Source organism: Seohaeicola saemankumensis (genome assembly GCF_042678485.1).
In the GTDB taxonomy this organism is placed as follows: Bacteria; Pseudomonadota; Alphaproteobacteria; order Rhodobacterales; family Rhodobacteraceae; genus Seohaeicola; species Seohaeicola saemankumensis.
The window spans coordinates 43,256-65,687 of record NZ_JBHTKR010000004.1 but is presented as its reverse complement, the minus strand read 5'-3'; the positions used below and the strand labels follow the sequence as shown (position 1 = coordinate 65,687).

Here is a 22,432-nt window from a genome sequence, read left to right as displayed (position 1 = left end):
GGAGAAACAGATGACACGGATTTCCCTTTCAGCGGCGCAGGCCGTTCTTGCTGCAATGGCAGCCATGTTCCTTTCGTCGGTGCCCGCGCGCGCGCAAACCATCGACGAGACAGTCAACCAGGTATTTGCCGATTCCACCGGCTGGTTTGTCAGTTTCATCTTTGCCTCGATCCCCGGCACATCGATCTCCTGGATCGTGGTCTGGCTGGTGGTGGCGGCAACCGTTTTCACCCTCTATTTCGGTTTCATCCAGTTCCGGGTAATCGGTCATTCGCTGGCACTGGTCAGCGGCAAATATTCGGATCCCGAAGATGCGGGCGAGGTCAGCCATTTCCAGGCGCTGGCCACGGCGCTGTCGGGCACGGTCGGTCTGGGCAATATCGCGGGTGTCGCGGTGGCGGTCAGCATCGGGGGTGCGGGGGCGACGTTCTGGATGATCCTTGCGGGTCTTCTGGGCATGGCGTCCAAGTTCACCGAATGCACCCTGGGTGTGAAATATCGCAACGAATATCCCGATGGGCGCGTCTCTGGCGGGCCGATGTACTACCTGACCAAGGGCTTTGACGAGCGGGGCCTGCCGGGTGGCAAGGTCCTGGCCGTGCTGTTTTCCGTCTTTTGCGTGCTGGGTGCGCTGGGCGGCGGCAACATGTTTCAGGCCAATCAGGCGCATCAGCAGTTGTCTGGCGTCTTCGGCGAGTATCCCGGCTGGATCACAGGGGTGGTGTTTGCGGTAATCGTCTTTGCGGTAATCGTGGGCGGCATCAAATCCATCGCCCGCGTGACGGAAAAGGTCGTGCCCTTCATGGGTGTTCTTTATGTCGGCACCGCGTTGGTCATCATCTTGATGAACGTCGATATGGTGGGGACGGCGTTCGGCCAGATCTTCAACGGCGCCTTTACCGGCAACGGGATCGTGGGCGGCGTCATCGGCGCGTTGATCCAGGGCTTCCGGCGTGCAGCCTTTTCCAACGAGGCAGGCGTCGGTTCTGCGGCTATCGCCCATTCGGCTGTCCGCACCAAGGAACCGATCACGGAAGGATTCGTATCACTGCTGGAACCCTTCATCGACACGGTCGTGATCTGTACCATGACAGCCCTGGTGATCATCATCACGGGCCAGCTGGTGACCGACCCTGAAACCGGTCTTTACGTGATCAACGAAGCCGGGCAGGTGACGACGGCGACAGGTGCGACAGGTGTCGGGCTGACCTCGGCGGCGTTCGAATCCGCCTTCTCGTGGTTCCCCTATATCCTTGTGGTCGCCGTGGTGCTCTTTGCCTTTTCGACCATGCTCAGCTGGTCCTACTACGGGCTGAAGGCATGGACCTTCATGTTCGGGGAAGGGCAGGCGCAGGAACTGACATTCAAGATCATCTTCTGCATCTTCATCGTGATCGGTGCGGCGGCCAGTCTGGGACCTGTCATCGACTTTTCGGACGCGGCGATTTTCGCCATGGCCGTGGTCAATATTGCGGGTCTCTATTTCCTGATGCCTATTGTGAAGCGAGAGCTGGACAGTTATCTGACGCGTTTAGGATCAGGCGAGATAAAGCGGTTCAAGTAACGGCTTGTTAGCATTAGTGCGGTAACGATTATTTCTGTTGGTACGGTAACAAGTTCGAAAGGCCAGGGTGAACCCCTGGCCTTTATATTTGGTGGCTTAGATGCCCGCTGTTCAGGCAGCCGCAAAACCTGCATCAAGCGCCGAAAGGATGGTGTTTACCTCGGCCTCGCTGATGGTCAGGGGGGGTGACATCAGGATGTTGTGCATCCCCAATCGCACCATCGCGCCCGCCTGATAGGCGGTCTTGTGAATCCGCTTCATCGTGGGCATGTCCATCGGCGTCTTTGCCGCCTTGTCGCTGACCAGTTCGATCCCGGTCATCAAACCGTGGCCGCCCCGGACATCACCGATGATGTCATACTTTTCGGCCAGTTTCAGAACGCCCTCGTAAAGTTGCGTCCCGCGCGGTCCGGCATTGGCGGCGGTGTTCAGGCGCTGCGTTTCGGTCAGGCAGGCGATCACGGCGGCAGCGCCCACGGGATGGGCCGAATAGGTGTAGCCGTGGAAAATCGCGCCTTCGCCCGTGGTGTCCTTTTCGAAGACATCCGCGACCTTCTGGTTCACCAGCGTGGCGCCAACCGGGAAATAGCCCGAGGTGATGCCCTTGGCCGTGCTCATCATGTCGGGTTGCACACCCCAGTGCCGCGCGCCGGATGCGTCGCCGGTGCGCCCGAAGCCGGTGATCACCTCGTCCGAGATCATCAGGATGCCGTGGCGGTCGCAGATGTCGCGCATCAGCTTCATGAAGCTTTTGTCCGGCACGATCACGCCGCCCGCACCCTGGATCGGCTCCATGATGAAGGCCGCGATGGTGTTGGCCCCCTGAAACGCGATTTCATCCTCCATCGCGGCGGCGATGTTCTGCGCCAGTTTCGCGCCATCCGTCTCGTTGAACGGGTTGCGATAGGTGTAGGGGCTGGGCAGATGGAAGCAGCCCGGCAGCATCGGCTCGTAGTTCAGGCGGAAGCGGTTGTTGCCGTTCACCGATGCACCGCCGAAATGGGTGCCGTGATAGCCTTTCTTGAGGCTGAGAAACTTGGTCCGTGTCGGCTCTCCGCGCAGGCGGTGATACTGACGCGACAACCGCAGGCAGGTTTCCACCGAATCCGACCCACCCGAGGTGAAGAAGGCGCGCACCATGCCGTCGGCTTCGAAGAATTCGCGCACCATGTAGGACGCCTCGATCGCGGTCGGGTTGGTTGTGCCGCCAAAGGCCGAGTAATAGGGCAGATCGTAGAGCTGCCTGGCGATGGCATCCTTGACCGCGTTGTTGGAATAGCCAAGGTTCACGCACCACAGCCCGCCGACGGCATCCACAACCTTGTGGCCGTCGATGTCGATGATGTGCACGCCCTCGGCCCCCTTGATGATCGTTGGCGTATTGGCTTGCAGATCTCCGGGGTGGCCCATGGGATGCCACAGATGGCGGGCATTGTTCTCTTTCAGGAAGTTGTCGTCTTTCATGGGCGCAGCCCTCCGAGTCGCAGCGTGAGAATGATTTGATCAAATCTGGCACCGGCCCGTGCAACTGTCCATAGACTCGCGCGTGACAGCCAGAACCAGCGTTGACACCTCAAGGACCATGGCACAGGCTTTGCCCGGAAGACTACGGGGAAAAGGGCAAGACATGGCGGGATTGATGACATTCGAGGCCCTGACATCCGCCGTCGCTGCGGGCACGGTGGATACGGTTCTGGTCTGTATCGTGGACATGCAGGGACGCTTGCAGGGCAAGCGGTTCCTGGCGCAGCATTTCGTGGATAGTGCCTGGCGGGAAACCCATTGCTGCAATTACCTGCTGGCGACGGACCTGGCGATGGCCACGCCGGATGGCTATGCGTCGACCAGCTGGCAGGCGGGCTATGGGGATTACACCATGAAGCCCGATCTTGGCACGATCCGCCCTGTTCCATGGCTTGAGGGAACGGTGATGGTCCTGTGCGACATCATGGATCACCATGGCCATCACGAGATTGCCCATTCTCCGCGGGCGATGCTGAAACGGCAGATTGCCCGCGTCGAGGCGATGGGCCTGACCCCGATCATGGCGACCGAACTGGAGTTTTTCCTGTTCGCCCGGTCCTTCAAACAGATCGCGGCATCCGGGTTTCGCGATCTTGAGCCGATCAGCGACTATAACGAGGATTACAGTATCCTGCAGACCAGCCGCGAAGAACATGTGATGCGGCCCTTGCGCAACCATCTCTATGCGGCAGGCATCCCGGTTGAAAACTCCAAGGGCGAGGCCGAGGCGGGGCAGGAGGAGCTGAACATCCGCTATGCGCCCGCACTGGATACCGCAGACCATCACACCATCGCCAAACACGCCACCAAGGAGATTGCCGACCAGCAGGGCCATGCCGCCAGTTTTCTGCCGAAATGGCATCAGGACCGGGTCGGCAGTTCGTCTCATGTGCATCAGTCGCTGTGGAAGGACGGGCAGAACGCGTTTTTCGACCCGGATGTCGAATTCGGCATGTCCGACATGATGCGAAAATACATGGCCGGGCTGATCCGCTACGCGCCGGATATGACCGTGTTCATGGCCCCCTATATCAACAGCTACAAACGGTTCTCAAAGGCGAGCTTTGCGCCAACCAGAACGGTCTGGTCGGTGGATAATCGCACCGCAGGCTTTCGTCTGTGCGGCGAGGGCAGCAAGGCGATCCGCGTGGAATGCCGTATTCCGGGATCGGACATGAACCCCTATGTGGCGATGGCTGCCATGCTGGCTGCCGGGCTGGCCGGGATCGAGGAAGGGCTGGAGTTGCAGCGCCCCACGACAGGTGACATCTATCAGGCAACGCAGGGCGGCGAGATTCCCAGGACGCTGCGCGATGCGGTCGAGACCTTGCGCCATTCCAGGATGCTGCGTGCGGCGATGGGCGATGACGTGATCGACCACTACACCCGCGCCGCCCTGTGGGAGATCGAAGAGTTCGACCGCGTGGTGACCGATTACGAAATTGCCCGCGGCTTCGAGAGGGCCTGACCCCGGATGACCAGAATGATCAGATGTATCTCGCCGATCGACGGATCGGTCTATGCCGAACGGCCAGCGCTGACGCTGGATGCCGCGCAGACTGCCGCCGCGCGGGCGCGCGCCGCGCAAAAGGGCTGGGCCGCGCGCCCCTTGGCCGACCGGATTGCGCTGGTGCTGAAGGCCGTGGAACATGCGGGCGCGATGAATGACGTGATCGTGCCCGAGCTGGCGCATCAGATGGGCCGTCCGGTCCGCTATGGCGGCGAATTCAAGGGGTTCAACGAACGGTCGCAATACATGGCCGGGATTGCCGAGGCCGCCCTTGCCCCCATCGTGCTGGAGGATAGCGCCGCCTTCAAACGCTATATCGCGCGTGAAGCGCATGGCGTGGTGCTGGTGATCGCGCCCTGGAACTACCCCTATATGACGGCCATCAACACGGTGGCCCCTGCCCTGATCGCGGGCAATACCGTGGTCCTGAAACACGCCAGCCAGACCCTCTTGGTGGGCGAGCGGATGGCGCAAGCCTTCCACGCCGCAGGTATCCCCACAGATGTGTTCCAGAACATCGTTCTGGATCACGATACGACATCAGCCCTGATTGCCGCGCGCGCTTTTGACTTCGTGAACTTCACCGGATCGGTGGAAGGCGGTCGCGCCATCGAGCGCGCGGCGGCAGGCTCCTTCACAGGGCTGGGGCTGGAACTGGGCGGCAAGGACCCCGGCTATGTGATGGAAGACGCCGATCTGGATGCTGCCGTCGATACGCTGATGGATGCGGCGATGTTCAACTCGGGTCAATGCTGTTGCGGGATCGAACGGATCTATGTGCACGACAGCCTGTTCGACGCATTCGTGGAAAAATCCGTGGCGCTGGTGTCTGGCTACAAGCTGGGCAACCCGCTGGAGGCCGATACAACCCTCGGGCCGATGGCGCAGGTCCGCTTTGCCGATCTTGTCCGCGCCCAGACCGCTGCGGCCGTGGCGGCCGGTGCCAAGGCCCTGATCGACCCCGCGCTTTTTCCGCAGGACGGGGGCGCCTACCTGATGCCGCAGATCCTGATCGACGTGGATCATTCCATGCGCGTGATGCGCGAGGAAAGTTTCGGCCCGGTGGTGGGGATCATGCCCGTCAAGGACGATACCGAAGCCTTGCGCCTGATGAATGACAGCGATTATGGCCTGACCGCCTCGCTCTGGACTGCCGATGCGGAGCGCGCCGAACGGCTTGGCGCGCAGATCGAAACAGGCACGGTGTTCCTGAACCGCGCCGATTATCTGGACCCCGGCCTGTGCTGGACCGGCTGCAAGGATACCGGACGCGGCGGCGGATTGTCGGTGATCGGCTATCACAACCTGACCCGTCCGAAATCCTACCATCTGAGGAAACAGCAATGACCCTGCGCGCCAACTGGTCCTATCCCACCGCCATCCGTTTCGGGGCGGGGCGTATTTCCGAACTCGCCGAGGCCTGTGCTGCGGCGGGGATCAGCAAGCCGCTTCTGGTGACCGACAAGGGTCTGGCCAGCCTGCCGATCACTGCAGCCACGCTGGATCTGATGGAGGCCGCCAGCCTGGGCCGCGCCATGTTCGCCGATGTGGACCCGAACCCGACCGAGATCAACCTGGCCGCAGGTGTCGCCGCCTACAAGGTGGGCGGGCATGACGGGGTGATCGCCTTTGGCGGCGGGTCGGGCCTTGATCTGGGCAAGGCCGTGGCCTTCATGGCGGAGCAGACCCGGCCTGTTTGGGATTACGAGGATATCGGCGACTGGTGGACCCGCGCCGATGCATCCGCCATCGCGCCCATCGTGGCCGTGCCGACCACTGCGGGAACAGGGTCCGAGGTGGGACGCGCCTCGGTCCTGACCAATTCGGTGACGCATGAGAAGAAGATCATCTTTCATCCGAAGATCCTGCCTTCGGTCGTAATCTGCGATCCCGAACTGACCGTTGGCATGCCGCGCGCGATCACGGCAGGCACCGGGATGGATGCTTTCGCGCACTGCCTTGAGGCATATTGTTCGCCGCATTTCCACCCGATGAGCCAGGGTATCGCGCTGGAAGGGATGCGACTGGTCAAGGAATATCTGCCGCGCGCCTATGCGGACGGCACCGATATTGACGCGCGCGGTCAGATGATGGCGGCTGCGGCGATGGGCGCAGTGGCTTTTCAGAAGGGTCTGGGCGCGATCCATGCGATCAGCCACCCGATCGGGGCCGTGCACAACACGCATCACGGCACAACGAACGCGGTGGTGATGCAGCCCGTGCTGCGTTTCAACCGGGCCGCGATCGAGGCGCGGATCGAACAGGCGGCGGCCTATCTGGGTATCGCCGGTGGATTCGACGGGTTTTATGCTTTCGTGGGCAAGCTGAATGCCGAACTGGGCATTCCCGCGAACCTGAAGGCGTTGGGCGTGATGCACCCCGATCTTGATGCGCTGACCGCATCCGCCCTGCAAGACCCCAGCACCGGCGGCAACCCCGTAAAGATGACGGCCGAGAACACCCGCAAGCTGCTTGAAGAGTGCCTTTGACCCTTGGAAAAACCGGGGGCGCGCGTTTTGCGCCCCCGGTCACGTCTGTTTATGCGACCTCTTCCGGCAGCACCAGATTGAGGATGATCGACAGGCCCGCCGCAGGCAGAAGGCCGGATGTCAGCAGTATCTGAAGCGTGCGCGGCAAGTGTTGCAGCGCGGTCGGTTCAAGTTGCAGGCCCAAACCCACCGACAGCGACACGGCGAAGATCACCATGTTGCGCCGGTTCCAATCTACCTCGGACAGCATGTTCACGCCGGCCGCGCAGACCATGCCGAACATCACGATCACACCGCCGCCCAGTACGTTGATCGGCACAGTCGCAACAATCGCGCCGAACTTGGGCACCAGCCCGCAGACGATCAGGAAGATCGCGCCGATGGTCACGACATGGCGGCTCATGACGCCGGTCATGCTGATCAGGCCGACATTCTGGCTGAAGGATGTATTGGGCAATCCGCCAAAGACACCGGCCACGGCGGTGCCGATCCCGTCGGCATAGGTCGCGCCCTGGATCTCGCGGTCGGTTGCCTCGCGCCCTGCGCCGCCCTTGCAGATGCCGGACACGTCGCCCACCGTTTCGATGGCCGAGATCACGGCCATGAAGCACATGCCGATGATGATGGCGGTGTTGAACTCGATCCCCCATTTGAAGGGTGTCGGGAATGCGAACAGTCCCGCCCGCGCCACGTTGCCGAAATTCACCTGGCCCATCGCGTAGGCGACAACATAGCCCGCGAGCAGGCCGACCAGTACGGCGGCGACCGACATCATGCCCCGCGTGAAGAACTTGAGCGCGAGGGTGACCACGATCACCACCAGCGCCGGGGTCCACATGGCAAGCGATCCGAATTCGGGCTTGCCCATCAAGGGCACACCACCCGCAGCATACTGGATGCCGACCTTGACCAGCGCCAGACCGATCATCAGCACGATCAGCCCGGTCACCAGCGGCGGCAGGGCAAAGCGCAGACGCCCGATGAAACTGCCAAGGAAGGTGTGGAACAGACCGCCGATGACGATACCGGTCATCAGCCCCGCCAACCCTGCGGTGCCCTGGCCCGCCACGGCCGGGATCATCACCGGCAGAAAGGCAAAGGAGGTGCCCTGCACGATCGGAAGGCGCGCGCCGACCGGGCCGAAGCCGATGGTCTGGAACAGTGTGGCGATACCGGCAAACAGCATCGACATCTGGATCATGTAGATCATGTTCGGGAAATCGGGCGAGTTCGAGCCGAAGCCAAATCCGGCGGCCCCCGCGACGATGATTGCGGGCGTGACGTTCGAGACGAACATCGCCAGCACATGCTGGATGCCCAGCGGCACCGCCTTGGCCAGTGCGGGTGTATAGTTGGGGTCGCGCAATTGATCGGGCGTACCCAGCGAGGTGTCAGCCATCCCTGAAGTTTCCTTGTTGATATGTGCGGGTGAGCCCTCTTGGCGGGGCCTTGCGGTTCAGCGCGTGATGGTGCGGGGCACCTCAAGCGGGAATTCCTGAAGGTTCGGTGTTGCGCCGATCCGGTCGATGACGGCGAAAAGGCCGGGTGCGTGCAGCGGGGTCAGCACCCCGTGCCATGTGCCGCGATGCAGGTTGATGCCCTGTCCGGGCGCGGCGATGAAGGCGGCGATCCGGCCGGGTGCGCCGCCTGCATCAGCGGCCACGATCACCAGCCATTCGGTCATGCTTATCGGGATGAAGGCCTGGCTGCCTTCGGGATGGCGTTCCAGCAGGTCGAGGGTGTAGGGCAGACTGCGCGGTTCTGCCTTGAAGATGCTGATGCCGGCGCGGCCATCCGGGCCGAAATCCAGACGCGCGCGGTCATGCCAGCGGCCGCAGAAGCCTTGATTGATGATCTTGTCCGCCTGCCCCTCGGCCGCGAGAACATCGCCGTATGGGGCGAAGTCCTGTGCCGTCAGGGGGCGGGCCGTGATCGTGGTCTGCATCGGAACCTCCTGTGGTCGGGCGCGGGGTGGATTTGAGTATTTGGGGAAAGATGAAGCGGCGGTCAGAGTGCCAGGGACACGTGGCGGTTCACGTCCTTGTAGAGAAGATAGCGGAAATCCTCGGTTCCCGTCGCCACGCAGGCCTGGGGGCAGAAGGCGCGCAACCACATGAAGTCGCCGGGCCCCACCTCGACCCAGTCGGTGTTCAGCAGGTAGCGGGCGGTACCCTGCAATACGTAAAGCCCGTGTTCCATCACATGGGTTTCGGCAAAGGGGATCAGGCCGCCGGGTCTGAAGGTCACGATGTTCATATGCATGTCATGGCGCAGATCGCTGGGGTCCACGAAGCGGGTGGTGCCCCATTTGTCGGTGCCCGGCATCCAGTTGACGGGTGTGTCCTGATCGGAGGTCACGAAAGCCGTTGGCCGCTCTATCCCTGCTGCGGGTTCATAGCGTTTGCGGATCCAGTGGAATTGCAGCGGCGCGTCGCCCGGATTGGTCAGCGCCCATGTGCTGCCAGCGGGGATATAGGCATAGCCGCCTGCCAAGAGGTCGTATGACGTGCCGTCAATGGTCAGGCGCATCTGCCCGCTTGCGACAAGGATCGTGGCCTGTGCGCCCTGATCCGGTTCGGGCCTGTCGGTGCCGCCGCCTGCCGCCACCTCGACCGCGTATTGTGCGAAGGTTTCGGCAAAGCCGGACAGGGGCCGCGCGATGATCCAGACGCGGGTGCCGGTCCAGCCGGGCAGATAGCTGGTGACGATGTCGCGCATCGTGTTGGCCGGGATGAAGGCATAGGCCGTGGTGAAGACGGCCTTGCCATCGGGCATGACGTCCTGTCCGGGCAGGCCGCCGGGGGGGAAGGCATAGGTCACAGCATATCCTCCAGTCTGATGCGTGCGATCCGTTCGACCTGCGCGCAGGCAGTGGCGAATTCGGTGTCGCGGTCGTTGTTCAGGCGGGTCTCGAAGGCGGCCATGATGCTGGCCTTGGTGTTGTCGCGCACCGCGATGATGAAGGGGAAACCGTGGCGGGCCACATAGGCCCTGTTCAGTTCCGTGAAGCGCGCATGTTCCGCGTCGGTCAGCGCATCAAGGCCCGCGCTGGCCTGTTCGGCGGTTGATTCCGCCGTCAGCCGTTTCGCGGCGGCCAGTTTGCCCGCCAGATCCGGGTGTGCGGTCAGCACACCCAAACGCTCGGCTTCGGAGGCAGAGCGAAATATCCGCGCCAGTGCGTTATGCAGCCCGGCGGGCGTGTCATGCGCGGGGCCAAGCTCAAGATCCCAGGCGCGTTCCGCGATCCAGGGGGAATGTTCGAAGACGCCGCCGAAGCGGGCGACGAAATCGGCGCGCGCCATCTGGCTGGGGCGGATACGCCGCTGATGCGGGTGGGTGGCGGCCCAGTGCCGGGCGATGTCGATGCGGCGCGGGCACCAGACATCGTCAAAGCCTGCGATATGGTCGATGAAACGCTTGAGCCCCGCGATCTTGCCCGGACGCCCGATCAGGCGGCAATGCAGGCCCACGGACATCATGGCGGGGCGACCTTCCTGCCCTTCGGCATAGAGCGTGTCGAAGGCATCCTTGAGATAGTCGAAGAACTGCCCGCCGGTGGTATAGCCGGGGGCCGTGGCAAAGCGCATGTCATTGGCTTCCAGCGTGTAGGGGATGATCAGCTGATCGCGGTCCCCGACCTCCAGCCAATAGGGCAGGTCGTCATCATAGGTGTCGCTGATCCAGTCGAATCCGCCTTCTTCCGCGGTGAGGCGCACGGTATTGGCCGAACAGCGCCCGGTGTACCATCCGCGCGGGCGCATCCCCACCACTTCGGTATGCAGGCGGATCGCCTCGGCGATGGCGGCGCGTTCCTCATCCTCGGGCATGTCGCGGTGATCGACCCATTTCAACCCGTGGCTGGCGATTTCCCACCCGGCGGATTTCATCGCCTCGACCTGTTCGGGGCTGCGGGCAAGTGCGCTGGCCACGGCATAGACCGTCAACGGGATGCCCGCGCCGGTGAACAGGCGGTGCAGCCGCCAGAACCCGGCCCGCGCGCCGTATTCATAGATCGATTCCATGTTCCAGTGACGCATCCCCTGCCAGGGCGTGGCCCCGGCGATATCGGACAGAAACGCCTCTGACGCCGCATCGCCATGCAGGATGCAGTTCTCGCCGCCTTCCTCGTAGTTCAGCACGAACTGCACGGCGGCCTTCGCACCATTGGGCCATTGGGCCTGCGGCGGGGTTGCGCCATATCCGATCATGTTGCGTGGGTAACGGTTCATCAATGTCCTCGCATGTGCTGGGAAAACTCTATGACAGTCAGGCGCGGTTTATTTTCAAGAAATCCGATAAAGACTTATCTGACAATCATCGCGCGGCATTTGCCCCTGTCCTGCGCTATGGCTTGGGTTAGACTGCCCAATGATACCGCACGGAAGGAGCCTTTCATGTCCCAGGGATACCTGACCACCCATGTTCTGGATACCGCACGCGGTTGTCCTGCGGCGGGGCTGGCCATCGACCTCTACCGGCTTGACGGGGGCGCACGCGTGCATATGGCGCGTAAGGTCACGAATGATGACGGGCGCACGGATGGCCCGATTTTGCCGCCGGGACAATTTGCATCGGGTGTCTATGAGCTGGAGTTTCACGCCGGCGCCTATCTGGATGCTGTGGGCACGCCGCCGGAAGACCCGCGTTTCCTGGATGTGGTGCCGATCCGCTTCGGCATGTCGGATGCAGGCGCGCACTACCATGTGCCGCTGTTGCTGTCGCCTTTCGGGTATTCCACCTATCGCGGCAGCTGAGGGGGGCCGCGCGCCCGGATGGACAGTTGCCCGCGCGCGGGATATTCAGCGCGCATGGCCCAGAAGAAAGCAGACCCCAATTACAAGGTGATTGCCGAGAATCGCCGCGCGCGTTTCGACTACGCGATCGAGGAGGATATCGAATGCGGTATCATCCTGATGGGATCCGAGGTGAAATCGCTGCGCGAGAACGGGGCGAATATCGCGGAAAGCTATGCCTCGGTCGAGGATGGAGAGCTTTTCCTGATCAACAGCTATATCGCGCCCTTCCAGCAGGCCCGTGTCTGGAAGCACGAGGAACGTCGGCGGCGCAAGCTGCTGGTCTCGCGTAAGGAACTGGCGCGGCTGTGGAATGCCACGCAGCGCAAGGGCATGACGCTTGTACCGATTGTGATGTATTTCAACGATCGGGGTCTGGTGAAGCTGAAGATCGGCATCGCCAAGGGCAAGAAAAACCACGACAAGCGCGAGACCGAGGCCAAGCGCGACTGGAACCGTCAGAAGCAGCGGCTGCTGAAAGAGGGCTGATTGCCCCGAAAAACAGGGGTTTTCGATTGCGTATCGCAGGCCCTTTGACTTGCCAGCAATCACCCCCCGATGTAGGCAGGGCAGGACGCATCGACAGGGGGTTTCCCATGGCACTTGATGATCCCAGAACGCTGGTGTCCACCGACTGGCTGGCCGCCCATATGAAAGACCCGGATCTGCGGATCCTGGATGCCACTTATTTCATGCCGGGCGATCCGCGTGACGCCAAGGCGGCCTATGCGGCCGCTCATATTCCCGGCGCGCGGTTTTTCGATATCGACGAGATCAGCGACCACCGGTCCGAACTGCCGCATATGGCGCCGCCGGTCGAGAAATTCATGTCGCGCATGCGCGCCATGGGCGTGGGCGACGGGCATCAGGTTGTCGTCTATGACGCCGAAGGGCTGTTTTCCGCCGCCCGCGTCTGGTGGCTGTTCCGCCTGATGGGGCAGATGGATATCGCCGTGCTGGATGGCGGTTTTCCGAAATGGCTGGCCGAGGGCCGCGAGGTCGAGGACATGGCCCCCATGGTGCGCGACCGGCACATGACGGTGCGCCGCCAGAACCACATGGTCAAGGATGTGACGCAGGTCTCGGCCGCGTCCAAGCTGGGCGATCATGAAATCGTGGATGCCCGTGCCGCAGAGCGTTTCGCGGGCGAGGTGGACGAGCCGCGCCCCGGCCTTCGCAAGGGGCATATCCCCGGATCGAAAAGCCTGCCCTTCAAGAATTTGCTCAACTCCGATGGCACCATGCTTGACGCGGATGGTTTGCGCGCGGCTTTTGCCGCCGCGCATGTGGATCTGTCCAAACCCGTGATCACCACCTGCGGGTCCGGCGTGACCGCCGCCATCCTCAGCCTGGCGCTGGAACGGATCGGCAAGACCGATCATTCGCTTTATGACGGGTCATGGTGTGAATGGGGGGCTTTCCCCACCCTGCCCGTCGCAACCGGAAAGGCTTGATTTCCCAATGTTTTCCAACCTCAAAGAACATCCCGCCGACAAGATCCTTGCGCTGATGCAGCTCTACAAGGATGATCCGCGCCCGACCAAGATTGACCTGGGCGTCGGCGTCTACAAGAACGCAGAAGGCGTGACCCCGGTGATGCGTGCCGTCAAGGCGGCTGAACGCAAGCTGGTCGACGAACAGACGACCAAGGCCTATGTCGGGCTGGCGGGCGATCCTGCCTTCGCGGATGTGATGATTGATCTTGTGCTGGGCGGGGCCGTGCCGCGCGACAGCATCGCCGCTGCGGCGACGCCGGGCGGCACAGGTGCAGTGCGGCAGGCTTTCGAGCTGATCCGCATGGCGAACCCGTCCGCACGGGTTTTCGTCTCCAATCCGACCTGGCCGAACCACGTGACCATCCTGAACTATCTCGGGATGGAGTTGGTCGAATATCGCTATTTCGATGCTGAAACACGCGGCGTGGATTTCGACGGCATGATGGCCGATCTGGCCGATGTGCGCGCCGGTGACGTGGTTCTGTTGCATGGTTGCTGCCATAACCCCACGGGGGCCAACCTGAACCTGACCGAGTGGAAGGCCGTGGTCGATCTGCTGCTGAAAACTGGCGGGATCCCGATGATCGACATCGCCTATCAGGGATTTGGCGACGGTCTGGACGAAGACGCGCTTGGTGTGCGTCTGGTGGCCTCATCGGTGCCTGAATGCCTGATCGCGGCAAGCTGCTCCAAGAATTTCGGCATCTACCGCGAGCGGACCGGTCTGCTGATGGCCGTGGCCCAGGACAAGGGGCTGCGCGGCCTGACGCAAGGCTCGCTGAATTTCCTGAACCGGCAGAATTTCTCGTTCCCGCCGGATCATGGTGCCCGTGTCGTGACCGAGATCCTGACCGATGCAAAGCTGCGCGCCGATTGGGCGGCAGAGCTGGAAGAGGTGCGCCTGTCCATGCTGGATCTGCGCAAGCAGCTGGCCGCCGAATTGCAGCGCCTGTCCGGGTCCGACCGTTTCGGTTTCATCGCGCAGCATCGCGGCATGTTTTCGCGGTTGGGCGCCTCGCCCGAGATGGTGGCCCGCCTGCGGGCAGAGCATGCGATCTACATGGTGGGCGACAGCCGGTTGAACATCGCGGGCCTGAACAAGACGACCGTGCCGATCCTGGCCAAGGCGATCATCGACACGGGGATCTGAGGTCTGCGGACCATCCGTATCCCTTGACGTGAAAAAAGCCCACGCTGCGCGCAGCGTGGGCTTTCCCGTTTCAACTCTGCCTTCGGATCAGTTGATCAGGCCCGCGTGACGCATCGCGTCATCCATGCGCGCCTTGACCGCATCCGTCAGGCCCACCAGCGGCAGGCGCACTTCGTCGCTGCACAGACCAAGGCGGGACATGCCGTATTTGGCACCGGCGACACCCGGTTCGGCAAAGATCGCTTCGTGCAGCGGCATCAGACGGTCCAGCAGGGTCAGGGCCGTCGCATAGTCACCCTTGAGGGTGGCCGTCTGGAATTCCGCGCAAAGCTTGGGTGCGACATTCGCGGTGACCGAAATGCATCCGACGCCGCCATGTGCGTTGAACCCAAGCGCGGTGGCATCCTCGCCGGACAGTTGAATGAAATCGGTCCCGCAGGTCATGCGCTGCTTGGGCACGCGGCTCAGGTCGCCGGTGGCATCCTTGACGCCCACGATCCGTGGCAGCTTGGCCAGTTCGCCCATGGTCGCAGGGGACATGTCCACGACCGACCGGCCGGGGATGTTGTAGATGATGATCGGCAGGTTGCAGCAATCATGCACCGCCTTGAAATGCGCGATCAAACCGGCCTGCGTGGGCTTGTTGTAATAAGGCGTCACGACCAGTGCGGCATCGGCCCCCACGGCTTCGGCGTGCTGGATCAGGCGAATGCCCTCGGCGGTGTTGTTGGATCCGGCCCCCGCGATGACGGGGATGCGCCCGGCGGCGGCCTTGACCACTTCCTCGATCACGATTTCATGCTCGCGGTGGGTCAGCGTGGGGCTTTCGCCGGTCGTGCCCACGGGCACCAGACCATGCGAGCCTTCGGTCACATGCCAGTCGACAAGTTTCTTGAGCGTCTCGATATCCAGCGCGCCGTTCTTGAACGGCGTGATGAGGGCGGGAATGGACCCTTTGAACATGACACGCTCCTTTTTATTGCGTGGCGGCCGCATACCGCCTGTGGATGGCCCGCGGGATCGGTCTTGTCACCAACGTGAATTGAAGCCCGGGACTCGAGGGGATAGTCTGGCGCTGTCTATCCTTCGTCCCTCTGGAAAAAGCAAGAGATGTTGCGAAAAGCGATCCTGACGGCCGCGCTTGCGGGCTTTGTAATGACCTCTGATGGGGTGGCGCAACAGACTGGGCCGCAGCCTCTGGCCTCGGCCATGGCGGCGGTGCGGTCGGGCAATTGGGACAATGCCGCGACCCTTGCCGAAAGGGCCGGCCCCGAGGCGGTGACGCTGGTCGAATGGCACAGGTTGCGCGCCGGGCGCGGCACCCCCGATCAAGTGCTGTCCTTTCTGGAACGCAACGCCGACTGGCCGGGCCTTGCCTTGCTGCGACGCCGGTCGGAACAGGCCTTTGTGACCGCGACCGACGCGCAGGTCATGCAGTTTTTCCGCGATCAGCCGCCCCAGACCGGAACGGGCGTCCTGCGTCATGCGGCGGCCCTGAAAGAGGCGGGGCGCGCCGGCGATGCCGAGGCGGGGCTGGTCCTGGCATGGCGCACGCTGGCGCTGGACCGGTTGGAACACGAGGTGTTTGTCGGATTGCACGGTCCGCTTCTGGCCCCGCACCATGCGGCGCGGCTTGACATGACCCTCTGGCGTGGCCTGACCGAGGATGCGGAACGCATGCTGCCGCTGGTCGGCGCGGATCGTCAGGCGCTGGCAAGGGCGCGTCTGGCGCTGAAGGCGCAGGCGGATGGTGTGAATGCCTTGATCGACGCGGTGCCTGCCGCGTTGAAGGCTGATCCCGGTCTGGCGCATGACAGGTTCAACTGGCGCATCCAGAAAGGGCTGACCGACGGCGCGATCGCGTTGCTGCTGGAGCGTTCGGACAGCGCCGCAGGCCTGGGCGAGCCGCAGCGTTGGGCCGGGTGGCGCGGCTATCTTGCCCGCGCACAGATGCGCGAGGGCAAGACCGACCTGGCTTATCGCCTGGCGGCATCGCATCAACTGACGGAAGGGTCCGATTACGCGGATCTGGAATGGTTGGCGGGCTATATCGCCCTGATCTACATGAAAGAGACCGATCTGGCGCTGGACCATTTCCAACGGTTCCGGGCGGCGGTGTCCACACCGATTTCGCTGGGCCGTGCCGGTTACTGGATCGGTCGCGCGCAGGAAGCGGCCGGTGACCCCGAAGCGGCTGGCCTGGCCTATGCGGATGGCGCGCAACACCAGACCAGTTTCTACGGGTTGCTTGCCGCCGAAAAGGCGGGTGCAGCGTCTGATCCTTCCCTGAAGGGTGCCGATGCCCCGTCAGACTGGCGTCAGGCCGCGTTTACCACCTCATCGGTCTACCGGGCTGGCCTGTTGCTGCTGCGAGCCGGTGAAACGGGCCTGGCCGAGCAGTTCTTCACCCACCTTGCCGAAGGGCAGGACGCGACCGGGCTTGCCCAGCTTGGCGAGATGGCGATTGATCTGGGAGAGCCGCATCTGGCCGTGATGATCGGCAAGGAGGCGGCGAACCAGGGCGTGACCCTGCCGCGCCCCTATTACGCGCTGCACCCGATGCGTGACATGCGCCTGCCCGTTCCGATGGAGCTGGCCAAATCCATCGCGCGGCGCGAAAGCGAGTTTGACCCCGCCGTGGTCAGTGGCGCGGGCGCGCAGGGTCTGATGCAGCTGATGCCCGGCACGGCGGCCGAAGTCGCGCGCGATCTGGGGCTGGATCACGACGCCGGGCGCGTTCTGTCGGACTGGTCCTATAACGCGCGGCTTGGCAGCGGTTATCTGGCCAGGCTGGGCGCTGATTTCGGGGGCAATGTCGTTCTGGTGGCGGCGGCTTACAATGCCGGGCCAAGCCGCCCGATCCGCTGGATGCAGGAACAGGGCGATCCGCGCGGCATGAGCGCGGATCAGGTCGTGGACTGGATCGAACATATCCCGTTCCGCGAGACCCGGAACTACGTCATGCGGGTGGCGGAATCGCTGCCGATCTACCGCGCCCGTCTGGGGCTTGATCCGCATCCGGTGCCGTTCAGCCGCGAATTGTCAGGCGCGACGGTTTTGCCGCTCGCGCCATAGGGTGAACAGGCCCGCCGCCACGATCATCGCAGCACCGATGGCGACATTGGTGCGGATGGTTTCGGAAAAGACCACGATTCCCAGCACCGAGACGAACACCAATTGCAGATAGGCAAAGGGCTGAACCGCGCTGGCCTCGGCCACCTCGTAGCATCTGATCAGCAGCCAGTGGCCCAGTGCGCCCGTGATGCACAGCAGGCCCATCCATCCCCAGTCAGGGGCTGTCATCGGTTCCCAGAACCAGATGCCGACGCTTGTCATGGCAACCGACCCCACGGTGCCGGTCCAGAAAAAGCTGGTGGCGGTGCTGTCCTTGCGGGCGGCGTAGCGGGTCAGCAGGCCGTAAAGCGCGAACATCAAGGCGGCGATCAGGGGCACGATTGCCTCGATCCGGAAGACGCCGAAACCCGGTTGCAGAATGATCAACACGCCGATGAACCCCACGCCGATGGCGCTCCAGCGTCGCCAGCCGACCTTTTCGCCCAGCACCGGGCCGGACAGCGCCGCGATCAACAGCGGATAGCAGGTAAAGACCGCGTGGCTTTCGATCAGGCCCAGCAGGGTGAAGGCCAGAACCATGACGCAGATCTCGGTGACCAGCAGAACCGCGCGGAATGCCTGAAGCACCGGTTGCGAGGTTTTCGCCGCCGCCCGCAGCCCGCCCGCCTTGCGTGCGGCCACGGACATGACGAAGGCGGCAAAGAACCAGTAGCGGATCATGATGACCATGAAGACGTTGTATTCCCCGGCCAGATGCCGCGAGATCCCGTCCTGCATCGCAAAAACGAAGGTGGTGGCGATCATCAGCATGATGCCGAGGCGTGTGTTCTGTTCGGTCATGCTTTGGCCTTCCGCGCCACGGTCATGTGTCTTTTGCTGCCGTATCCCTGACAGCGTTCAACGTCAAACCCCGCCGCTGCAAGGCCGCGCCTGACAAATCCTGCCGCCGTATAGGTGGCGGCGGTGCCATCCGGCGCGGTGTGGCGTCCGACCTCGGCCAGCAAGGCATCCTCCCACATCTCGGGGTTTTTCGCGGGCGAGAAACCATCGAGAAACCAGGCATCCGCCTGCCCGTCCCAATGCAAAAGGGTCTGGCGTGCGTCGCCCTTGATCATGGTGAAATGCAGGTCGGGCAAGATGAAACCCGTGGGGCTTTCGCGCCAGAAGGGGGCAAGCTCTGCCGCGATGGTGGAGACCGCGGGAAAGGCGGCCTGCGCGCGCAACATGTCGGGCGCCGTCATCGGATAGGCCTCGAAGGTGGTGAAGCGCAACTGGCCGGTCTGCCCCGTCTCGCGCCACAGGTGCAACACGGCCAGCAGGTTCAACCCGGTGCCAAACCCCAGTTCGGCAATATGGAACCCGTCGCAGAACCGATCCGGCAGGCCGTTGCCCTGCAGAAAGACATGCGCGGTTTCCGCCAGACCGCCCTGAAGCGAGAAATAGGGATCGTCGAACCGGGTCGAGACGGGCAGGTCGCCGTCGCGCCACGCGATCTGAGCAGACTGGTCTTGCAAGGGGGCATCCCTTAGGAAGGGCGTTGAAAACAGGGCGACAATGCAAAGGATGGCCGGGAATGGCAATGGCTGATGTGACCGTTCTGGGTGCCGGGATATTCGGCCTCTCGCTGGCTTGGGCCTGTGTGCAGCGCGGCGCAGGGGTGCGCGTGATCGACCCCTACGGACCCGGCGCGGGCAGCAGCGGCGGCATCGTTGGCGCCTTGGCCCCGCATGTGCCGGAACAGTGGAACGAGAAGAAGGCGTTTCAGTTCGACAGCCTGCTGATGGCTGCGGAATTCTGGTCGGGGGTCGAGGATGCCTCGGGTCTGTCCACGGGCTATGGCCGGCTGGGGCGGTTGCAGCCCCTCGCGGATCAGGCGGCGCTTGATCTGGCGCGGGCGCGTGCGCTGTCGGCGGACAAGCTGTGGCAAGGCCAGGCGGTGTGGGAGGTGCTGCGCGCGGATGAGTGTGGCGCCTGGGTCCCCGACAGCCCCAGCGGCTGGGTGATCCGCGACACGCTGACCGCGCGGTTGCATCCGCGTCTGGCTTGTGCGGCGCTGGTGGCGGCGTTGCGCGCGCGCGGCGCCGAGGTTGTGGCGGATCATGCACATCAGGGTGCTTTGGTTCACGCCACGGGTGTGGCGGGGCTTGCAGAAATCGGCGCGCAGCTTGGCCGCAGTTTCGGCAACGGGGTCAAGGGGCAGGCGGCCCTTCTGGCGCTGGACATGCGCGCGGCGCCGCAGCTTTTTGTCGATACTGTGCATGTGGTGCCCCATGCGGATGGAACTGTCGCCATCGGATCGACCAGCGAACGCGATTACGACGATCCTGCCAGCACCGATGACCAACTGGACCCGGTGATCGCCCGGGCCCGCGCCGCCGTGCCTGCGCTGCGCGATGCGCCGGTCATCGCGCGTTGGGCCGGTGTGCGACCCCGCGCGCGCAGCCGTGCGCCGGTTCTGGGGGTGCATCCGGTGTTCAAGGATCAGTTCATCGCCAATGGCGGCTTCAAGATCGGCTTCGGCATGGCGCCCAAGGTGGCACAGGTGATGGCCGATCTGGTGCTGGACGGGGTGGACCGGATTCCGGCCGGGTTCCGGCCAGAGGCAAGCCTGTAACCTTCAGGCGGCCTGCGCCTGCATGCATTGCCGCCCGTCAGGACCGCGCACCCACATGGTGCCGTCCGTACACCAGCACAGATCAGCGGCTTCGACATGCATCAGCGGGGCGGTCGCGCGAAAGCTGAACTGGCGCAGGGTTCCCAGCCGTTCCTCGGCCAGCAGCATCAGGTGCTGCGCCAGCAGGGGGCCATGGGTCACAAGCCCTTCGTAGCCTTCGACATCGCGGGCGTAATCCAGATCATAATGGATGCGATGCCCGTTGAAGGTCAGGGCCGAATAGCGGAACAGCAATGTGCTGTCGAAATGCACGGTGCGGCACAGATCCTCGTCTGTCCGCGCCTGCGGCGGCACGGGTGCGGGGGCGTCCGGCGCCGGATCCTCGCGATAGACAAGATCCTGCCATTCGGTGACACATGCCTTGCCGCCTTGGGTGATCTCATGACGAAGGGTCACGAAACCCAAAGGCCCGGTGCGTCCATCCTTGCGCGTCACGCTGTCGATCACGGTGGTCTTTGTCGCAGGTGCCCCGGCCAGCAAAGGTGCGTGAAACGCCAGCCGACCGCCCGCCCACATGCGGCGCGGCAGGCCAAGGTCGGGGATCAGGCCAAGCCCGGTCGCGGGGTGTCCGTCACGACCCAGACGCGCGGGGGGCTGCGGGTCCCAGAAATGCAGCTGATGGAAAAAGGGCGGCAAGGCGCTGCCGGTGGCGATGGTCGGGGCCAGTCCCAGCGCCACCTGAAAGGCCGCGCCGCGCGCGGGGTCCATCATGTCGGTGACGGTTTGACTGTCGGGGCCTGTGGCATCATTCTGCATGGGCGCAGATTAGGCGCGGGCGGGGCAAGGAACAATCGGGAAAATGTCACCAGAACTCAAGGCGCTGGATCATCTTGTCCTGACGGTGGCGGATATCGCGGCGACCGTTGAGTTCTACACGCGCGCCCTTGGGATGCGGGCCGAAAGCTTTACGCCCGCAGGCGGTGCGCCCCGTCTGGCGCTGCGTTTCGGGGTGCAGAAGATCAACCTGCATCAGGCGGGCGCGGAATTCCGCCCCCATGCGGGTCATGTGCAGCCGGGGTCGGCCGATCTGTGCTTTCTCAGCGATGTGCCGCTGGACGAATGGCAGGCGCATTTGTCAGGCGTGGGCGTCACGATCGAGGAAGGCCCCGTCCGCCGCACCGGCGCCGAGGGGCCGATCCTGTCGATCTACCTGCGCGACCCTGACGGGAACCTGATCGAAGTGTCGAACGCGCTGACGGTCTAGTCTTGCCGCTTCAGCCGCGCGGCGTGATCCGCCGCACAAGCCCTTCCTGCGCGACATTGGCAACCAGCCGCCCGTCGCGGGTGAAGATACGGCCCCGGTTGAAACCGCGGGCACCCCCGGCCCAGGGGCTGTCCATCGTGTAGAGCAGCCAGTCGTCCATGCGAAAATCGTCATGCACCCAAAGCGCGTGATCGAGGCTGGCAAACTGCATGTCCGGGTCAGTGAAGGTCTTGCCATGCGGCATCATCGAGGTGCCCAGCAGCCCCATGTCCGATGCAAAGGCCAGTGCCGCGCGATGCAAGGCCGGATCATCCGACATGCCCCCACGCACCCGGATCCAGATATGCTGCACCGGGGCGCGCGGGCTGCGGTCAAAAGGCGGGCGCGGCGTGACCGATCGCATCTCGACCGGGCGTGGTGTTTTCAGCCAGTTGCGAAACGCCTCGGGCAGGGCGTCGCCCATGCGGGCGGCCATCGCCTCTTCCGTCTCAAGATCCTCTGGGCCCGGCACATCGGGCATGCTGTCCTGATGACCCAGCCCCGGCTCGGGAGAGTGGAACGATGCGGCAAGGTTCAGGATCGGTTTGCCATGCTGGATCGCCACAACACGGCGGGTGGTGAAACTGCCGCCGTCGCGATCCCGCTCGACCTGGTAAAGCACGGGTTGGGTCGCATCGCCCGGCCGCATGAAATAGCCATGCAAGGAATGGTTCGGGCGGTCGGGATCGACGGTCATCGTGGCGGCCATCAAGGCCTGTCCGATGACCTGGCCGCCAAAACTGCGCCCGCGCCCTTGCGGGGTGGCGATACCGCGATAGAAATCCTCCTCGATCCGCTCGACGGTCAGAACGCTGGCCAGACTGTCGGCCAGTTGCTGATCGGTCGGACGAGGGGGCGTGGCGGTCATCGGCGTGCATCCTTCAGGCATGTTTGCCCCAAGGGGAGGGGAAAAC

At 63.5% G+C, this 22,432-nt stretch carries 21 protein-coding genes; 11 read left to right on the top strand and 10 right to left on the bottom strand.

Translation table 11 applies throughout. From position 1 onward, the window contains the following. Window positions 1-10: 10 nt before the first annotated feature. A complete protein-coding gene (locus ACFQ3C_RS10045) occupies window positions 11-1,564 on the top strand; it encodes an alanine/glycine:cation symporter family protein (protein ID WP_380791278.1) in 1,554 nt (517 codons plus the stop codon). 111 nt (window positions 1,565-1,675) lie between these two features. Here ACFQ3C_RS10045 and ACFQ3C_RS10040 read toward each other — a convergent pair whose 3' ends face one another. Then, window positions 1,676-3,028, bottom strand: a complete 1,353-nt coding sequence (locus tag ACFQ3C_RS10040) for an aminotransferase class III-fold pyridoxal phosphate-dependent enzyme (protein WP_380791276.1) — start codon at window positions 3,026-3,028, stop codon at window positions 1,676-1,678. A gap of 163 nt (window positions 3,029-3,191) precedes the next feature. Here ACFQ3C_RS10040 and ACFQ3C_RS10035 point away from each other — a divergent pair, with 163 nt between their 5' ends. Genes ACFQ3C_RS10035 through ACFQ3C_RS10025 form a run of 3 tightly spaced genes read left to right on the top strand, consistent with a single transcriptional unit; the run spans window position 3,192 to window position 7,087 of the window. After that, window positions 3,192-4,556: a glutamine synthetase family protein gene (locus ACFQ3C_RS10035; RefSeq protein WP_380791274.1), complete on the top strand. Its 1,365-nt coding sequence runs from the start codon at window positions 3,192-3,194 to the stop codon at window positions 4,554-4,556. Between the two features lie 15 nt (window positions 4,557-4,571). Then, window positions 4,572-5,945 (top strand): aldehyde dehydrogenase family protein, encoded by a 1,374-nt coding sequence (locus ACFQ3C_RS10030; protein WP_380792121.1) that lies wholly within the window; start codon window positions 4,572-4,574, stop codon window positions 5,943-5,945. Next, window positions 5,942-7,087 (top strand): iron-containing alcohol dehydrogenase, encoded by a 1,146-nt coding sequence (locus tag ACFQ3C_RS10025; protein WP_380791272.1) that lies wholly within the window; start codon window positions 5,942-5,944, stop codon window positions 7,085-7,087. Before ACFQ3C_RS10030 ends, ACFQ3C_RS10025 begins: the two co-directional genes overlap by 4 nt. Before the next feature lie 49 nt (window positions 7,088-7,136). Here the strand turns inward: ACFQ3C_RS10025 and ACFQ3C_RS10020 are convergent, their stop codons facing one another. From ACFQ3C_RS10020 to puuE, 4 genes are all read right to left on the bottom strand, one after another. Continuing rightward, window positions 7,137-8,486: a uracil-xanthine permease family protein gene (locus ACFQ3C_RS10020; protein ID WP_380791270.1), complete on the bottom strand. Its 1,350-nt coding sequence runs from the start codon at window positions 8,484-8,486 to the stop codon at window positions 7,137-7,139. Between the two features lie 57 nt (window positions 8,487-8,543). Continuing rightward, complete coding sequence (locus ACFQ3C_RS10015; protein WP_380791268.1) at window positions 8,544-9,032, bottom strand: ureidoglycolate lyase; 489 nt, start codon at window positions 9,030-9,032, stop codon at window positions 8,544-8,546. 62 nt (window positions 9,033-9,094) lie between these two features. After that, the gene (locus tag ACFQ3C_RS10010) at window positions 9,095-9,907 is read right to left on the bottom strand and encodes a bifunctional allantoicase/(S)-ureidoglycine aminohydrolase (RefSeq protein ID WP_380791266.1); all 813 of its coding nucleotides are present in this window, start codon (window positions 9,905-9,907) and stop codon (window positions 9,095-9,097) included. Beyond that, window positions 9,904-11,316 carry an allantoinase PuuE gene (puuE, locus tag ACFQ3C_RS10005; protein ID WP_380791264.1) on the bottom strand — a complete coding sequence of 471 codons (1,413 nt, stop codon included), beginning with the start codon at window positions 11,314-11,316 and terminating at the stop codon, window positions 9,904-9,906. Before puuE ends, ACFQ3C_RS10010 begins: the two co-directional genes overlap by 4 nt. A 165-nt stretch (window positions 11,317-11,481) precedes the next feature. Between puuE and uraH the strand changes: the two genes are divergently transcribed. The 4 genes from uraH to ACFQ3C_RS09985 all read left to right on the top strand — a co-directional run bounded on the left by uraH (window position 11,482) and on the right by ACFQ3C_RS09985 (window position 14,526). Beyond that, complete coding sequence (gene uraH, locus ACFQ3C_RS10000) at window positions 11,482-11,841, top strand: hydroxyisourate hydrolase (RefSeq protein ID WP_380791262.1); 360 nt, start codon at window positions 11,482-11,484, stop codon at window positions 11,839-11,841. Between the two features lie 54 nt (window positions 11,842-11,895). Beyond that, window positions 11,896-12,369, top strand: coding sequence for an SsrA-binding protein SmpB (gene smpB / locus ACFQ3C_RS09995; RefSeq protein ID WP_380791260.1), 474 nt, complete (start codon window positions 11,896-11,898; stop codon window positions 12,367-12,369). 107 nt (window positions 12,370-12,476) lie between these two features. After that, window positions 12,477-13,334 carry a 3-mercaptopyruvate sulfurtransferase gene (sseA, locus tag ACFQ3C_RS09990; RefSeq protein ID WP_380791258.1) on the top strand — a complete coding sequence of 286 codons (858 nt, stop codon included), beginning with the start codon at window positions 12,477-12,479 and terminating at the stop codon, window positions 13,332-13,334. 7 nt (window positions 13,335-13,341) lie between these two features. Then, on the top strand, window positions 13,342-14,526 hold the full coding sequence (locus tag ACFQ3C_RS09985; RefSeq protein ID WP_380791256.1) for an amino acid aminotransferase: 1,185 nt from the start codon (window positions 13,342-13,344) through the stop codon (window positions 14,524-14,526). 87 nt (window positions 14,527-14,613) lie between these two features. Here ACFQ3C_RS09985 and dapA read toward each other — a convergent pair whose 3' ends face one another. Continuing rightward, the gene (gene dapA / locus ACFQ3C_RS09980) at window positions 14,614-15,489 is read right to left on the bottom strand and encodes a 4-hydroxy-tetrahydrodipicolinate synthase (protein ID WP_380791254.1); all 876 of its coding nucleotides are present in this window, start codon (window positions 15,487-15,489) and stop codon (window positions 14,614-14,616) included. A gap of 147 nt (window positions 15,490-15,636) precedes the next feature. On the opposite strand from dapA, the gene ACFQ3C_RS09975 reads away from it, so the two are divergent. Beyond that, window positions 15,637-17,601: a lytic transglycosylase domain-containing protein gene (locus tag ACFQ3C_RS09975; RefSeq protein ID WP_380791252.1), complete on the top strand. Its 1,965-nt coding sequence runs from the start codon at window positions 15,637-15,639 to the stop codon at window positions 17,599-17,601. On the opposite strand, the gene ACFQ3C_RS09970 is transcribed toward ACFQ3C_RS09975, so the two are convergent. Then, a complete protein-coding gene (locus tag ACFQ3C_RS09970; RefSeq protein WP_380791250.1) occupies window positions 17,569-18,441 on the bottom strand; it encodes a DMT family transporter in 873 nt (290 codons plus the stop codon). The genes ACFQ3C_RS09975 and ACFQ3C_RS09970 overlap by 33 nt on opposite strands. Continuing rightward, window positions 18,438-19,115 (bottom strand): tRNA (5-methylaminomethyl-2-thiouridine)(34)-methyltransferase MnmD, encoded by a 678-nt coding sequence (gene mnmD / locus ACFQ3C_RS09965; protein WP_380791248.1) that lies wholly within the window; start codon window positions 19,113-19,115, stop codon window positions 18,438-18,440. The genes ACFQ3C_RS09970 and mnmD overlap by 4 nt, the downstream gene beginning before the upstream one ends. Before the next feature lie 65 nt (window positions 19,116-19,180). On the opposite strand from mnmD, the gene ACFQ3C_RS09960 reads away from it, so the two are divergent. Further along, complete coding sequence (locus tag ACFQ3C_RS09960) at window positions 19,181-20,215, top strand: NAD(P)/FAD-dependent oxidoreductase (protein ID WP_380792119.1); 1,035 nt, start codon at window positions 19,181-19,183, stop codon at window positions 20,213-20,215. A gap of 3 nt (window positions 20,216-20,218) precedes the next feature. Here the strand turns inward: ACFQ3C_RS09960 and ACFQ3C_RS09955 are convergent, their stop codons facing one another. Beyond that, window positions 20,219-21,031 carry an FAS1-like dehydratase domain-containing protein gene (locus ACFQ3C_RS09955; RefSeq protein WP_380791246.1) on the bottom strand — a complete coding sequence of 271 codons (813 nt, stop codon included), beginning with the start codon at window positions 21,029-21,031 and terminating at the stop codon, window positions 20,219-20,221. A 43-nt stretch (window positions 21,032-21,074) separates the two neighbouring features. Between ACFQ3C_RS09955 and ACFQ3C_RS09950 the strand changes: the two genes are divergently transcribed. Further along, entirely contained in the window at window positions 21,075-21,479 is a 405-nt protein-coding gene (locus ACFQ3C_RS09950; protein ID WP_380791244.1) for a VOC family protein, read from the top strand. A 10-nt stretch (window positions 21,480-21,489) separates the two neighbouring features. Here the strand turns inward: ACFQ3C_RS09950 and ACFQ3C_RS09945 are convergent, their stop codons facing one another. Next, on the bottom strand, window positions 21,490-22,386 hold the full coding sequence (locus ACFQ3C_RS09945; RefSeq protein ID WP_380791242.1) for an acyl-CoA thioesterase: 897 nt from the start codon (window positions 22,384-22,386) through the stop codon (window positions 21,490-21,492). Window positions 22,387-22,432 lie beyond the last annotated feature (46 nt).